Origin of the sequence: Falsiroseomonas bella (assembly GCF_003173615.1) — a bacterium.
GTDB lineage: Bacteria > Pseudomonadota > Alphaproteobacteria > Acetobacterales > Acetobacteraceae > Falsiroseomonas > Falsiroseomonas bella.
Map to the genome: position 1 here is coordinate 82849 of NZ_QGNA01000006.1, position 14363 is coordinate 97211.

Here is a 14363-nt window from a genome sequence, read left to right on the forward strand (position 1 = left end):
CTATGGAATCTCCAGAAACGCAGAAGCCGCCCCGAAGGGCGGCCTCTGCATCGGTTCACGAGGGAAGGTCGAGCGATCAGGTGCCCGGGTTGAACCAGGCGCCGCGCCAGTCGATGGCGCCGACACCGAAGTCGAAGATCACGCTGACCTCGATGCCATCGACGCCGGAGACGGGGCCGGTGGTGACCTGCGGGCCCTCGACGCCGTTCAGGTAGCCGTAGACGTAGACCGGCGTGGTCGGCGGCTCCGCGAAGAGATACCAGCGGTTCGCCGAGATCAGCGGCTCCACCACCGGCTGCAGCAGCCCGACATAGGGGTTCACCGCACCGGACGTCCCGGGCGTGATGGCGGCGGTGAGCTTCAGCGCGGAGAGCTCGAGCGCCGGACCGACCAGGACACGCATGCTGCGGCCGAGCGAGATCGGCAGGCCGTCCAGCGTGCGCTGCTTCATGATGGCGGTTCGGCCGACCGCGATGTTGTCCTCGTTCAGGATCGTCCCTGCCGCGGCCTTGTTCGCCCGCGCCGCCGCCGTCGCAAAGACCGGGGCGTTGCCGGTGGTGAGCGTCGGGCCATCGCCGTTCGCCAGGTTGATCAGGGCATAGGCCGTCGCGTTCTCGAAGTCGGCGACGCGGCGGCCGATCATCGCGGCGAAGTCGGTGAAGGCGCCGAGGTCGTCGTTGACCAGCATCTGCCGCGTGACCCGGATCCGCCGGGCGAAGGTCTGCAGCAGGACGATCTCCTGGCTTTCGGACATGGTGCCGGCCTGGATCTCGCCGTTCTCGGCCAGCGGCTGCAGGATGGGGAAGTCGCCGATGCGGAGATGCCGGTGCGGCTTGAAGTCCCGGAAATCGCGGCGGAGGAAGATCTGGCGGTAGGTGGGGGCAGCCGGCTGGTAGGCGGCCAGCAGCATCTTGTTGGCGGCGGCGGAGAGCAGCGCCGGGAAGTCGCTCGTCGTGTGGAAGGCGCGCTCGGCCAGGCGCACCGGATCGCGCGGCACCTGGGTCTGTCCGTCCAGCGACAGGAGCTCGCGGACCATGTCGGAGGGGCGCCAGCCCATGAACTCGACGTGGCGGCCACCGCCAGCGGGCTGGTAGCCGGGCATGGCACGGGCGGCGATCGCCTCGGCCATGGCGTCGAGGACCTCCGCGCGAGGCGGGCCACCATGGGCGGCGGGGTTGGCCGGCACCGAGGGACGGGGCGCGTGGCGGACCAGGGCGTCGAACAGGGCGCGGCGGGTGTCGTCGGGGGACCAGCCACGCTCGACGGCCTCGGCGCGCAGGGCGGCCACCCTGTCGCCTGGCAGGAGGGCCCGGGCGGCCTCGACGGCGGTGTCGATGCCGGCGATGCGGCCGCGCTCGGCGCGGACGGCATCCGCGGCATGGTCGGCAGGCGGCGGGGACGGCGGCGCGGTGCGCTCCGCCTCGGGCGCGGGCGGAGCCGGCTGCTCCGGCGCAGCGGGCGCGTCGGTGGTGTCGGGCATCGTCGAAGAATCCTCGTGCGGCAGGGCGGGTTCGATGGCGGGCATGGGGGAGCCCTGGTCCCCCTGCGCGCGAACGGCGGCGTCGCGGTCGATCGGGATCGGCACGACGGAGATTTCGAAGGGCTCCCAATCCACCGCGCGGTGGACGGTGGTGCCGGTCGCCGCGTCCGGACGCGGCTCGTAGCGGTGCACGCGATAGCCGACGCTCACCGCGCGCAGCGTGCCGTCGGCGATGCGCTGCCAGACCGGCTCGACATCAGCGGCGCTGCTGAACTGCAGCGTGGCGTAGCCGCGGCCACGATCGAGGCGGGCGGCAGTGACGCGGCCGAGCACGTCGCGGGCGTCCATGCTGCGATGGGTGTTCAGCACCGGGGCGTTGCCCGAGCGCAGTGCGTCCATGCGCACCGCGTTCGGCGACATCTCCAACTCCTCGGTGATCGGACCGAGGGCGGGCACGAAGTTCCTGGCCCGCGCGCCGGTGGACCACACCACCTCGACGGTGCGCGCGGCGCGATCGACGGTGGCCGGCGCGGTGATGGCGCGATGCGCCACGATCGACTGCCCAGCGGTGGGCATTCGATCGGGCACAGCCGCAGGCTCCGGCGCGGCATGGCTGCCGCCCGGTTCGGTCGTCTCGGTCATGATCAGCCTTGTTCTGCTGTCTCGCGCGGCGGCGCCGCGGCGCCGGTGGCTGCGATCGCCGCGGCCTTCATCGACGTCGCTTCCCGACTCACCGCAAACGCGCTGTGTGCCGGCACAGGATGCCAGCAGCCCCGCTCCATCCGCCTCGCAACCTGCATGCGGAAAACTTCGGGCGAGGGTGGGCTCTTGCGCTTGTGCCGCGTCGAATTGCAGTGCGCACAAGCTGCCACGATGTTGTCGGGCGTGTCCGTACCGCCCGTCGATCGAGCTTGCAGATGTTCCGCTGTGCAGCGGAAGCGCCGCGCAAGACGCACGGAAAGGCTGTGCCGCTGAGCGAAGGTGGCGGGATCATCATCCCACATCGGGAAGGTGCAGTACCAGCAGCGATAGTCTTGGCGTCGAGCGGCCCGATGGCGGTGTCGTCGAAGCGATTTCGAGCACATGCGTGTCTCCAACAAAGCCGGAGTCCGGCTCAGAGATTCACGTCGCGCTCTTCAAGACCGCCCTCCTACCGAGAGCTGATCCATCGCGTTCTCACCGATGGCGACAACATGGTTCCGAGTTTCGCCGAGCAGGACGATTATTTCAAGGGCCGCACTGCCCAGGGCCGACGGGCAGTGATGTTGCCCTTTGGCGTCCCGCTAAGGTCCTCGCTTCTACTCAGTGCGTGCCGGCGCCGCGGCACCCGTCGCGGCGATCTCGACCGCGGCCATCTGCGCCGCGTCCTGGGCGCTGCCTGACTTCGCGACGCGGCGTGGATCGGTATCGAGCGAGATGCCGGCCTCGTCGAGCAGCGCGTTGGCCTCGCGGATCATCTCCACCGCAGCACGGAAGTCGTAGCCGAAGGCGCCGGCCGCCTCGGGCTGCGGCACGAAACCGGCCCGGACCTGCGCGATGAGCGCCGTCGTGTCCTTCAGCGGGTCGATCATTTCGTGGGCCGGCGGGACGTGGCTGACGCCGTCCGGCATATCTGTGCTCCACAGGCCGAGCAGCGCACCCTGCGCGTGGAAGCGGTCCGCGATGGGACGGACGAGCATCGGGATGAGCATGCCGTACTGCACCTGCTCGCAGAGGCGGCGGAACTCGATCTTGCCGGCGCGGAGCGAGGAGTAGTTCGCCTGGGTCAGATCGCCAGAGACCTGGTCGTAGGTGAGGCCGGCGCCGACGGCCGCGGCCTCGAGTGCGCGGCGGGCGAAGGCGGCGTGCGATCCGCCGCCGCTCGGATTCACGACCTCCACGGATCCCATGCCGCGGCGGTAGAGGATCATCCCCGGCTCGAAGCTCTCGACCGTCCGGCCCTGGGCGTCACGGAGCAGGCCGGCGGCGGCACCGGTCAGGGCCTCGTCGCCTTCCTCGGTGACGACCGCCGCCAGGCAGGCCTCGATCTTGGCCTTCATCAGCAGCGCCGCCTCGTAGTCGCCGAGATCGCGCAGCCGAAGCAGCACCGGCGCCAGCCAAGACACGTCGCGCAGCTGGCCTGGCCGGCGCTTGCGATAGACGTGCAGCACGTCGCTGGCGGGGATCCGCTCACTGCCGAGCCAGGTGGCGCCCGGCAGGATCCAGGCCGCGCCGGGATGCACGCGATGTAGCCAGTAGCCGATCGGTTCGCCCGCCTCACCGAGGGCGATGCCCTGGACGGTGGCGGCACCCGCCAGCATGCCGTTGCGCGCGACGTCGAGGTGATCCGCCTCCAGCACCTGCAGGCGCAGGCCGATCGGGTTGGCGGGCGAGGGCGGCACCATCAGGAAGCGCACAAAGCACTCGCCGCTTTCGACGACGGCGCGCATGACCAGCGCCTGCAGGCCGTAGAGATCCAGCCGCCCCTCGGCGTCGCAGCCGGTGCTCTCTGCCCAGCGCTGCCAGGCGCGGCTGTGTGCCGCATCCGGCCAGCGCGTCGTGATGCCTGCGCCGACGGCATTGCCAGTCCACAGATCGACGATGCGGCTGGCATACGGATCGTTGCGGACGGCATCGCGGGCGCGGCGCGCCACCGTCGCCGCAGCCATGCCGACCTCGGCCGTGGCGCTGCCGCCGGAGGGCGCCCAGGCCGAGGCGCGCTGGTCCTGCGCCGCGGCATAGCCGCGAAGGACGTTCCAGGCATCCCGAAGCCGGCCCATCACCTGCTTCCCCCGCGCGAGAAGCTGGCCAACGTGACGGAGGGCCGGCGCGCAGCGGTGCTCTCCGCGCCGCGCAGCACGGCCAGCGCGCGGCCAAGCTCATCGAGGCTGCGGTACTCCACCGTGCGCCCGTCGAAGGTCACCCGAGTAGTGCCGCCGGTGTACGCCGCGGCCAGGGCACCGGCGCGGCTGCCGGCCGGCTGCGCAAGCGCCCAGGCGAGGACGGTCGGGTCCATCATCGTCCTCCCTGTTCAGCGCAGCCAGCCGCTGCGCGGAGAGAGCCAACCACGCGGGCGGTGGGTGTCCGGCGTGACCGGCGGCGGTGGCGGAGCGACATTCCCGCCGGTGGGAAGCTCGGCTGCCGGCAACGACAGCGCATCCGCCATCCGCGCCCAGCGCCCGTCGCCCCAGCCATCCATGCCGATCGCGGCCGCAGCCGAGCGCGCATAGACCCGACAGTCCAGCGCCTCGTTGCGCTCCCTGGTCTTCACCCATTCCAGTCGGCGAAAGCCGTTCCGGCCGGCGCGCGCCACCAGTTGCTCGGCGGTGAGCTGGCGGCAGAATTCCTCGCCCGCGGCATGCGCCGGCAGGTGCACATAGCCTGGCGGGAACGGATCGCCGCTCTCGTCCGTCGGCCGCTCCAGCTTCAGCCAGCCATAGGTCTCGCCCTTCAGGAAGGACGAACCCACCGGCCAGACCTTCAGCCCGCCGAGCTTCCGGCCGTTGCGCCTGACTTCCGTCGCCGCGGGTTGGCCAATGGCGGCGCGCAGCCCATCCTGGCCCTTCACCGCGATGGCGCGGCCCGCACCGGCCCGCCGGACGAACGAATAAACCTCCGCGGTGGTCATGCCGTCGCCGCTGTCGATCGCCGCCATGGCGACCGGCAGCCGATGTCCGCTGGCATGCCGCCAGGTCTCGCCGAGCAGCAGCCGCAACTCCTCCCACACCGCCGGCTCGAACGGATTGCCCGCCAGCACGCGGTGCTCGACCAGCCAGGACTGCCGATCCTGCCCCCAGGCCCAGAGGCTCGCCTCGAGGCGATCGCGTTGCACGTCGACGCCGGCTGTCAGCAGCAACCCGCCCATCGGCACCGTGCCCGCAGGCCAGTGTTCCCGGCGGTCGTAGAGCCGCTGCCAGTCCGGCGCCTCGCCCGCCTCCTGCCAGGTCTCGCCGAGCACCGTATTCCGAAAGGTCTTGATCGCCCGGTCGTCGCCCTGCGCGGCAAGCCAGAGCCGGGCGATCTCCGACCAGGGCATCCAGCCCGGAGGCGAATACAGCGCCGAGATGTGGAAGCCGATGGCATGCGGGTCCGTCGCCGTGGCGGTGGCCCGCCATTCGCCGCCGGCCAGCATCGCCGCCTTGTGCTGTTCCCCAATCGCCCCGTCGCAATCCTCGCAGAGATACCGCGCCGTCTCCGGCTGGCCCTCGTCCCAGAGCAGCCGCTCGAAACGGAGATGCTGGTGGTGGCCGCAATGCGGACAGGGCACAAAGTAGCGTCGCTGATCGGTGGCGAGATACTCTCGCTCGATCCGCGACAGCCCGGCGATGGTCGGCGTGCTGACGAGCAACATCTTGCGCCGCCAACCGAAGGTGCGGGCGCGCGCCTCTGCCAGCGCGATCGGGTCGCCCTCGCCCTCGACGTCGCCCGGATAGGCGTCGATCTCGTCGAGGAACAGGAACCGGGCCGACATGGACCGCAGCCCGACTGCGCTGTTCGCGCCGGTCATGACCAGCTGGCCGCCCGGGAACTCCTTGCTGAGCTGGCGATTGCCGCTGTCCCGCGACCGCGCCGGCGCGACCCGCTCGCGGATCGCCGGCGTCTCCTCGACCAGCGGGTCGATGCGCTGGTCGGAGAAGCGCTTCGCCAGTTCCGTCGTGGGCTGCACGGCAAGCATCGGCCCGGGCGCATGGTGGATGACGTAGCCGATCCAGTTGTTGCCGCATTCCGTACCGCCGACCTGCGCGCCCTTCATGAACACCACGCGCCGCGCGGCCTGCGCCGGCGACAGCGCATCCATGATCTCGCGCAGATAGGGTGTGCGGACCGTGCGCCACGGCCCGGGCTCTGCCGAGCCCCGACTGCCGAGCACGCGGTGCTTGTCCGCCCACTCTGAGACCAGCAGCGCCGGCTCGGGTGCCATGCCGTCGCGCCAGGCCTGCAGGATCTCGGCGTCGCCGTCGAAGCGGCCGAGCTCCTCCAGCAGATGTTCGCCCGTCATCACCCGACGCTCACCCGCACATCGTGCCGCGTCGCGAGGTGCTCGCGCAGGCGCGTGTCCATCATGGTCTGCAGCCGGTGCGCGTCGACGCCGAGCTCTGCCGCCATCTCGGCGGCGACGCGAGCCGGCCAGGCGAGGATGGCGTCGCGTTCCTCCTTTGCGAGGCGGTGCACCAGCAGCAGCGCGCGGGCCTTGTCGACCAGCTTGCCCTTGCGCTCTTCGAGCCGCAGCCGGCGCTCCTGCGCCTTCAGCACCTCGTTCGCCGTCCTCGCGTCGTGGAACGTGCTGCCCGCGGCCCGCGGCAGCGGATCGGGCGCGGGCGCTGCGATCGGCGGCGAGACCGGCCGCGGTGCTGCCGGCGTCGGCTGCGCGAGCGTCGCCGTCCTGCGGACGGGATCGCTGCTGTCGGCGAGCCGCGCGCGAACCTTCTCGACGTCCCAGACGCCGTCGGCCTCGGGCGCGATGCGGCCGGCGCGCTGCGCCTTCTGCAGCGCCGTGTGGGAGACGCCGAGGCGTCGCGCCACCTCGCGCTGCGAGGCCACGCGGCCCGGCTGCGCGACGGCGATCATGATGTGATCAGAACTCCCGATTCATAGCAGCAACGCGACGCTCGATCCCGCTTGGCTCAACCCCCGGCGCAGCGCGAATGGTCCGTCACGCGCGAAGCATCGCGCAGCAGACGGAGAGCACCATGACCGACCGAGACGCCCGCGCGGCGCGAAACCAGGAGCGCAGCCTCGCCGCCTTCCTCAAGCACAAGGCGGAGTTCGACGCCCTGCTCGCCGAGTTGCGGCAGGCCAGCGCGGAAAACTTCGGCGCGGATCCCGAGACGGTGCTCTGGGGCGAGGCCGCCTGGTTGGCCGACGCCACCGCGAAGCTGAAGGACATCGCCGACCAGCATTTCCGGCGCGGCGAATACAGCGCCTGACGCGGCGCGCCTCCCGCACCGCCCCGACCGGCGCGCGCCGGCGGGGCTCCCGGCAGTAGGGGGCCGAGGGTCGGCTCCCGCAACCGGAGACCAAGACGATGAAGCTTTCCGACACGCAGCGCGCCATCCTCACCGCCGCCGCGCAGCACCCCGAGCACCTGGCCTACCCGCCCGAGCGGCTGCCCGCCGGCGCGCGGCAGAAGGTGGCGCAGGCGCTGCTGAAGAACGACCTGGTGATCGGCGTGCACCGGCCCGCCTACGACGCGGTCGCGAAGTGGACGGTGGACGGCGACGAGATGCTGCTGAAGATCACCGACGACGGGCTGCGCGCCATCGGCATCGACCCGAACGCGGGCGACGCACCAGAGCAGGACGAGCAGAGCGCCGACGCCATCGCGCGCCGCAACGCCGAGCGCCGCGCCGCGGAGGCCGCCGCGCCGGTGGCCGACACGGCGCCCACGGACGGGGAAGACGCCACGCCGCAGGGTGAGGACGCCCCGCCGCCGGACGCCGCCCAGGGCGCGCCCGCGGCGCCCGACGAGGGCGGCCGGGTTGAGGATCTCGCCCTGCTGGACGCCGCCCTCGCCACGCCTGCCCCGCGGGCCAACCTGCGCGACGCCGCCGCGGCGGTGCTGGCCGCCTGGGACGACGAGGCCAATCGCGAGACGGACATCATCGCCGCCCTCGACGGCCCGATGCAGGCGCTCCGCGCCGCCCTGGCCGGCAAGCCGCCCCGCGCCGCCCGCGAGCCCGGCGCGCCGCGGAAGCCGCGCGAGGGGACGAAGCAGGAGACGGTGCTGGCGATGCTCCGCCGGGAGGAGGGCGCCACCATCGCGCAGATCTGCGAGGCCACCGGCTGGCAGGGTCACACGGTCAGGGGCTTCTTCGCCGGCCTCAAGAAGCGCCAAGGGATCGAGGTGCAAGTGCTGGAGCGCGTCCGCCAGGTCGGCCCCAATAAGGAAGGCGCGAAGGGGTCCTACTCGATCTATCGGGTGGCAGGCTGATGGCCGCCGCGGGGTGACGCCAGCGCATGGCGCCGCCCCGCCTCGCACGGTAGCATCGCGCAGTGATCCAGGAGTCACGCCTTGCTGACGCTGCCCCGCGCGCTCCCTCTCCTCGCCGTCCTCATCGGTGCGGCTGGTGCTTCGGCACAGGAAGGACGCCCGCAAGCTGGCCGAACTTTCGCAGAGGCAAACTGCGCAAGGTGCCACGCCATCGGTGCGACAGGGACCAGTGCACTTCCCGCAGCGCCCGCCTTTCGTGACCTGCACCGGCGGTATCCCGTCGACCAGCTCGCCGAGGCGCTCGCGGAGGGAATTGGCACGGGTCATGCCGCAATGCCGGAGTTCCAGCTCGAACCGGCGCAGATTGCCGATCTTCTGGCGTACCTGAGGACGCTGCGGCGCTGACAGCCGGATTGCCCGGTGACGGGCGCCAGAAGCGCCGATCACGCCGCCGCCTGCGCACCGCGGGCGGCGGTTTCGCGTTGTCAGGCTCCGGCCAGCAGGTCGCGCGTCCTCTCGTCCGGCACGCCGTCGTAGTATTTGCGGATCACGTCATCGAACACAGGCGCGTCGGGCGCCGCGGCGGCGAACAGCGTCATCGACGAGTGCAGCTTGAGGGCATCGATGCTCCCGAAGATGTCCTGCGCCGTCCGACCCTGGACCGCCAACACCAGCCGGGCGCAGTCGACGAGCCGCGGACCCAAGACGGGATGCGCCATGTAGGCGCGCGCTTCATCGAGCGACGAGAGCCCATACCGCTTCGCGGTCTCGCTCTGACCCAGCGCGCGAAGCTGGGGAAAGACGAACCACATCCAGTGTGTCTGCTTCCGGCCGTAGCATAGTTCCCACAGCACGGTGGGCATCACCGGCGCCTGCGCCTGGACGAAGCGCTCAAGGTCGAAGGGGTCTGCCATGCTGCCAGCCTACCGGGTCGGCTCGCCTTCTTCGAGATCAGGCAGCCACCTGCATCCCGCGGGCTGCGGCTTTGCTGCTTGACGCCTCAATTTCCAATGCGACGCGCAACGCACGTTCAAAGGTAGATCCCTCGAACTCGCGCTCGGTCTTGGCACCATGGCCGTAGTATCCGCCAGGAACACGGACCACGACCGACTGACACGGCAATTCCGCCATCGCGAAGTACGCGATCAGGCGGCGATCGAGGGCGACCAGCGCGTAGATGTCGAACTCGCCGCCGCCATAGACGCGTGCGCCACCGCGGCCCGCACGACGGATCTGATAGAAGTAGGCGGGGTTCGCGCGCGAGGTCGGCTGAGGGTTCTTCGCGAAGAAGCTCGACTTCACCTGCACGCGAACGATGCGATGACCGAGATCGACCGCCAGATCGTACGGCAGACCTTGTGCCGTCGGATAGCTCGACCAGCCCGACAGCAGAAGGTCTGCGCAGACAAGATGCTCCGCCGCGCGTCCGAGCTCCAGTTCCCGGCTCACGCGGAGGATGCCTCGCCCCTGCACACGCGGACGAACCGACTGCCGTGCATCTGTGCGCGGCAGGCTGTCCGCCTCGAAGAGGAGCGATCCGTCGCGCGTCACGCGGCCCTCGCCTTTCTGCGGGCCGCCCCGACCTCCGCGAAGATGCGGTCCTCGCCCGCCAGCACGGCAGCCCGGTTCGTCAATCGCTGCCACCGTTCGATCGCCACGTCGCAGTACGCGGCGCTGATCTCCATCGCCAGGCATGACCGTGAAGTCGTCTCCGCCGCGATGAGCGTGGTCCCGCTGCCGCTGAAGGGCTCGTAGACTAGATCGCCAACTTCGCTGTTGTTGACGAGCGGACGCCGCATACACTCGACCGGCTTCTGCGTGCCGTGCACGGTGGCTGCGTCCTCATCGCCCGCCGTGCTGATCGGCCAGAGCGTGGTCTGGTCGCGTGCTCCTTGCCAGTGGCCCGTCCGCCCTTTGCGCACGGCGTATAGGCACGGCTCGTGCTGGTAATGGTAGTCGCCGCGGCTGAGCACCAGCCTCGGCTTGGCCCAGATGATCTGCGCGCGCACCTGAAAGCCACAGGCCTCCAGGCTTTCGATGACGGTCCGGGCGCGGGAGCCGGCGTGCCAGATGTAGATCACATCACCCGGAAACAGCGCCCATGCCTCCCGCCAGTCGGCGCGGTCGTCGTTCGCCACCTTGCCGGTTCGCGTCGTCGCCGAGACGCCGGCCTCGTTGCGCCACTCGGGATCGTAGTTCACGCCGAAAGGCGGATCGCTGACAAGAAGATGCGGCGTCGTACCGTTCAACAGCCGGGAGACGTCCGCCGCGCTGGTGGCGTCGCCGCAGAGCAGCCGATGCGGCCCGAGCAGCCACAGATCGCCGGGCCTGGTGACGGGAGCCTCCGGCGGCTCCGGCGCTGGGGCGTCGGGATCACCGCCGCCCGGCGCAGGCGCGTCCGCGGCGACGTCGCCCAGCAGGCGATCAAGCGTCGCGCAGTCGAAGCCGATCAGCCCGAGATCGAACTCGTCCGTGCGCAGCGCGCGCAGCTCGGCGGCGAGCAGGCTCTCGTCCCAGGTGGAGTTCAGCGCCAGCTGGTTGTCCGCCAGCCGGAAGGCCCGCGCCTGCGCCTCGGTCAGATGCCCGAGCCGGATGGCGGGCACCTCCTCGAGGCCGAGCGCCTTCGCGGCGAGGACGCGGCCGTGGCCTGCGATCAGCACGCCAGCATCGTCCACCAGCACGGGCACGTTGAAGCCGAACTCGCCGATCGAGGCGGCCAGCTGCGCCACCTGCTCGGTCGGGTGCAGGCGGGCGTTCGCGGCATAGGGCGCGAGCGATTCCACCGGCATCATCTCGACCTGGAGGTCAGGCTGCATCGGCCATGGCCTCCCCGCGCGCGGCAGCGATGGTATCGTAATCGCGACCGTCCTCGGCCAGCGTCACCGCCAGGTCAGGATGCAGCATCCGCCAGCGGGCGATCGCCAGGTCGACATACGCCGGCGCGAGCTCGATGGCGCGGACGCGCCGCCCCGTGCGCTGGCCCGCCAGAATGGTCGTGCCGGAGCCGCCGAACGGCTCGAACACCACGTCGTCCTCTTCCGTGTAGGCGCGCATCAGGAACTCCGGCAGCGCGACGGGGAACACCGCGGGGTGCTCGGTCTCGATGCCGCGGCCCTTGTGGCGGGTGATGCGCAGCACGCTGTCGGGGATCCGCATCTCCTGCACGGGCAAACCGATATGCGTGTAGGCCTTCACCTCGCCGTCGGCGGCGCGGAGCCCGCTGCCCTTGTTCGGCGTGCCGGCCCATTTGCACGGCACGATCTTATTCGCCTGCCGCGCCTCGCGGTTGAAATGGAAGACCAGCTCGAAGGCCGGCGCGAGCCGGCCGTTCCAATCGCCAGGTAGGCCGGGGCCCTGATCCCACGCATACAGCCCGAAGCGGCGCCAGCCTTGCGCGCGCATCCAGTCCAGCCAGCCCTGCCAATAGGGCTGCCATTCCCTCTCGCGATGGATCAGGCCGAGGTTCACCAGCACCTGCGCGTCGCGGCGCAGCGCGCCGTCGAGATGCGCGAACACGCCCTGCATCAGCGCATCCCAATCCGACACGCCGCCGGTGGTGTAGTCGCGCTGGTTCCCGTAGGGCGGGCTGGTGAACAGCAGCGCCGCCCGATCGGTGGCCATCACGCGCGCGACGGTCGAGCGATTGGTGCTGTCGCCGCAGGCGAGCCGGTGCTCGCCCAGCAGCCAGATGTCGCCGACCCGCGCGACGGCCTGGCGCGGCGGCTCCGGCTCCGCATCCGCGGGATCCTCCACCGGCTCCGCGCCCTCCCCGTCCGGCTGGTTGCCAGGAGTCGGCTCGGCGCCGCTGGCAACTGCCGGCGTCGGCAGGTTGCCGGGCTCGGTTTCCAGCCCGGCCAGCAGCCGCTCGATCTCCGCGCCGTCGAAACCAGCCAGCGCCAGGTCGATGCCGCCCATTTCCTGCAGCTTCGCGACCTCGGCCGCGAGCAGCGCTTCGTCCCAGCCTGCGTTCAGCGCGATCCGATTGTCCGCGAGGCGATATGCGGCCTTCTGCGCGTGGCTGAGGCCAGCGCGGACGATGGTCGGCACGGTGTCGAGGCCGAGGGACTTCGCGGCCAGCAGCCGGCCGTGACCGGCGATGAGCTCGCCGCGTTCGTCCACCAGCACCGGCGCGACGAAGCCGAACTCGAGGATGCTGGCCGCGATCTGCGCCACCTGCTCGTCGGAATGCGTGCGCGCGTTGCCGGCATAGGGCAGCAGCGCGGCGACCGCGCGCGCCTCGACGGCGCTCGCAGACCAGGGGGCCTGGGGCATCTGCACCTGCGTGATCGTGGAATGATGGCCGCCGCGGCTGGCAACAGCGCCGTTGCCGGCAACTTCGATAAATAACCTGGCGCTAGGAACCTTGCGCGCGCTTGCTCCCCGCATACGCCGGGCCCAGGAAGGACCCTGCGGCTCGCGAGCGACTGTCTCGATCGAGCGACGCTGTGGCTGATCAGCCGCGGCGCTCTCGCACCTTCTCTACGTGTCGTGAGTCTAGCCTCATCGATTTCGGCGCCGCCATAGGGTGAATTGTAACAGCGGGGCCGGGGCGACGTAGAGCGCCCCGGCCATCGCGCTCACGCCGCCTGCGCGCGCGGCGTCAGGCCGAAGTGCATGGCGAGCGTGCCGAGCGTCCCGACCAGGATGCCCTGCCCGACAGGGCCATGCACCGTCCGTCCTGCCCAGCCCTGGCGCATCGCCCATTCGCGGACCGAGAATTCCAGGCCGACGACAAACCATGCGCAGGAGCCGCAGGGGCTTTCATGCCCACCGAGCGCATCCAGCGCCGCCGCGACACGGCGCCGGGCCTCAACCTGCATCGTCGACAGCGTGTCGACGCGAGTGCCCGGGATGCGAAGGAGCTGCGACGTCGACATACCGTCGAAGCAGGAAGCGCGAAACAGCCCGCGGAAGATCTCGCCCGCTTCGTGCATCTGCGGCGTGATGGTGCCGTTGGCCAGCATCTGCCCAAGCGTGTCCACCGCGCGGCGATGCTGCGTCGGGGTTCCGGTCTCGGGATCGGCCGTGCGGATCGGCCCCTCGAAGCTGCCGTGCTGCAGCCGCCATTTCGACGGCTTCGCGAGGTCTGCGTGCTTCGCCGTCGCCCGTTTTGCCTTGCGCTTACCGGCCATGCTGGTCCCCTCCATGACGGCGCCCCCAGCGCCGGCTCGCTTCGTTGATGACGGCCTGGCGGAGCCAGGGATCGGTGATGTCCTCCACGGCCAGGGCGGCGACGCCGTGTCGGTGCCATGCCGCGGCGCGCATGGCGTCGAGATCCACCGTGGTGGTCGGGCTGCGTGCCAGGTCCAGACACGACCGGGGCGGCTGCGGCGCATCGGGCAGCCTCATGCCCGTCCACCCTTTGCGTCCGTCGCCCACAGCAGCAGGGCGATGGCGTCGGCCTCGTTGTCGTCCGCGGGCGCGAAGCCGCGGGCCTGGATGGCGGCGATCATGGCCGCCTTGTCGGCGTTGCCCTTGCCGGTGGCGAAGCGCTTGATCGTGCCGACGGGCACGCCCTCGTACGGGATCTCGTGCTCCTCGCACCACGCGGTCAGCGTGGCGATGAATCCGCCGTACACGTGACTCGCGTCGGTGCCGGCGTGGCGGCGCACCTCCTCGAACACGACACGACGGATGCCGTGGGCGTGCCTGGCGATTTCGACCAGCCAGTCGACGAAGCGGACATAGCGCATGCCGCCGCCCTCGAAGCGGCGGGGCTTGAAGGTCTCGACGCCCGAGGTGATCCGACCGGTGTCGAAGCGCAGGGCCCAGCCGGTGGTGGTGCCCAGATCCAGGGCCAGGATGCCCGGCTTGCGCGGCCGAAAGAGAGCCGGGTTGGGCAGGGCGCCGCTTGCGTCGGCCGACGGCTTGGGGAGAGTCGCGAGATCCATGGTGGTCTCCGAGAGGGGATGATCGTGGTGAGGGCGGCGACGGCGCGGTTCTTGGCGGAGCTCGTCGTCGCTGCCCGGCTTG

General features: G+C 71.0%; 16 protein-coding genes. 3 read left to right on the top strand and 13 right to left on the bottom strand.

Features of this window, described 5'->3' with window-relative positions:
• Positions 1 to 76: 76 nt before the first annotated feature.
• From DFH01_RS23765 to DFH01_RS28905, 6 genes are all read right to left on the bottom strand, one after another.
• Positions 77 to 2122 carry a prohead protease/major capsid protein fusion protein gene (locus tag DFH01_RS23765; protein WP_109873015.1) on the bottom strand — a complete coding sequence of 682 codons (2046 nt, stop codon included), beginning with the start codon at positions 2120 to 2122 and terminating at the stop codon, positions 77 to 79.
• Positions 2123 to 2124: 2 nt separating this feature from the next.
• Positions 2125 to 2484 carry an HNH endonuclease signature motif containing protein gene (locus DFH01_RS23770; protein ID WP_199231379.1) on the bottom strand — a complete coding sequence of 120 codons (360 nt, stop codon included), beginning with the start codon at positions 2482 to 2484 and terminating at the stop codon, positions 2125 to 2127.
• 294 nt (positions 2485 to 2778) lie between these two features.
• Positions 2779 to 4239: a phage portal protein gene (locus DFH01_RS23775; RefSeq protein WP_109873017.1), complete on the bottom strand. Its 1461-nt coding sequence runs from the start codon at positions 4237 to 4239 to the stop codon at positions 2779 to 2781.
• Complete coding sequence (locus DFH01_RS23780) at positions 4239 to 4475, bottom strand: phage head-tail joining protein (protein WP_109873208.1); 237 nt, start codon at positions 4473 to 4475, stop codon at positions 4239 to 4241. The genes DFH01_RS23775 and DFH01_RS23780 overlap by 1 nt, the downstream gene beginning before the upstream one ends.
• Positions 4476 to 4490: 15 nt before the next feature.
• Positions 4491 to 6458, bottom strand: a complete 1968-nt coding sequence (locus DFH01_RS23785) for a phage terminase large subunit family protein (protein ID WP_109873018.1) — start codon at positions 6456 to 6458, stop codon at positions 4491 to 4493.
• Positions 6458 to 7027, bottom strand: a complete 570-nt coding sequence (locus DFH01_RS28905) for an elements of external origin (RefSeq protein WP_109873019.1) — start codon at positions 7025 to 7027, stop codon at positions 6458 to 6460. Before DFH01_RS28905 ends, DFH01_RS23785 begins: the two co-directional genes overlap by 1 nt.
• Positions 7028 to 7149: 122 nt before the next feature.
• Here DFH01_RS28905 and DFH01_RS23795 point away from each other — a divergent pair, with 122 nt between their 5' ends.
• The 3 genes from DFH01_RS23795 to DFH01_RS23805 all read left to right on the top strand — a co-directional run bounded on the left by DFH01_RS23795 (position 7150) and on the right by DFH01_RS23805 (position 8795).
• Entirely contained in the window at positions 7150 to 7386 is a 237-nt protein-coding gene (locus tag DFH01_RS23795) for a hypothetical protein (RefSeq protein WP_233256254.1), read from the top strand.
• Between the two features lie 98 nt (positions 7387 to 7484).
• Entirely contained in the window at positions 7485 to 8390 is a 906-nt protein-coding gene (locus DFH01_RS28910) for a DUF3489 domain-containing protein (RefSeq protein WP_233256255.1), read from the top strand.
• Positions 8391 to 8471: 81 nt separating this feature from the next.
• The gene (locus DFH01_RS23805; RefSeq protein ID WP_199231380.1) at positions 8472 to 8795 is read left to right on the top strand and encodes a c-type cytochrome; all 324 of its coding nucleotides are present in this window, start codon (positions 8472 to 8474) and stop codon (positions 8793 to 8795) included.
• Between the two features lie 80 nt (positions 8796 to 8875).
• On the opposite strand, the gene DFH01_RS23810 is transcribed toward DFH01_RS23805, so the two are convergent.
• From DFH01_RS23810 to DFH01_RS23840, 7 genes are all read right to left on the bottom strand, one after another.
• Positions 8876 to 9304 (bottom strand): DUF1810 domain-containing protein, encoded by a 429-nt coding sequence (locus DFH01_RS23810; protein ID WP_109873021.1) that lies wholly within the window; start codon positions 9302 to 9304, stop codon positions 8876 to 8878.
• Between the two features lie 37 nt (positions 9305 to 9341).
• A complete protein-coding gene (locus tag DFH01_RS23815) occupies positions 9342 to 9941 on the bottom strand; it encodes a group I intron-associated PD-(D/E)XK endonuclease (protein ID WP_109873022.1) in 600 nt (199 codons plus the stop codon).
• Positions 9938 to 11206, bottom strand: coding sequence for a site-specific DNA-methyltransferase (locus DFH01_RS23820; protein ID WP_109873023.1), 1269 nt, complete (start codon positions 11204 to 11206; stop codon positions 9938 to 9940). Before DFH01_RS23820 ends, DFH01_RS23815 begins: the two co-directional genes overlap by 4 nt.
• Complete coding sequence (locus DFH01_RS23825) at positions 11196 to 12662, bottom strand: site-specific DNA-methyltransferase (RefSeq protein ID WP_109873024.1); 1467 nt, start codon at positions 12660 to 12662, stop codon at positions 11196 to 11198. The genes DFH01_RS23820 and DFH01_RS23825 overlap by 11 nt, the downstream gene beginning before the upstream one ends.
• 305 nt (positions 12663 to 12967) lie before the next feature.
• Positions 12968 to 13522 (bottom strand): hypothetical protein, encoded by a 555-nt coding sequence (locus DFH01_RS23830; protein WP_109873025.1) that lies wholly within the window; start codon positions 13520 to 13522, stop codon positions 12968 to 12970.
• On the bottom strand, positions 13512 to 13739 hold the full coding sequence (locus DFH01_RS23835) for a hypothetical protein (protein ID WP_109873026.1): 228 nt from the start codon (positions 13737 to 13739) through the stop codon (positions 13512 to 13514). Before DFH01_RS23835 ends, DFH01_RS23830 begins: the two co-directional genes overlap by 11 nt.
• Positions 13736 to 14281: a crossover junction endodeoxyribonuclease RuvC gene (locus DFH01_RS23840; RefSeq protein ID WP_109873027.1), complete on the bottom strand. Its 546-nt coding sequence runs from the start codon at positions 14279 to 14281 to the stop codon at positions 13736 to 13738. Before DFH01_RS23840 ends, DFH01_RS23835 begins: the two co-directional genes overlap by 4 nt.
• Positions 14282 to 14363 lie beyond the last annotated feature (82 nt).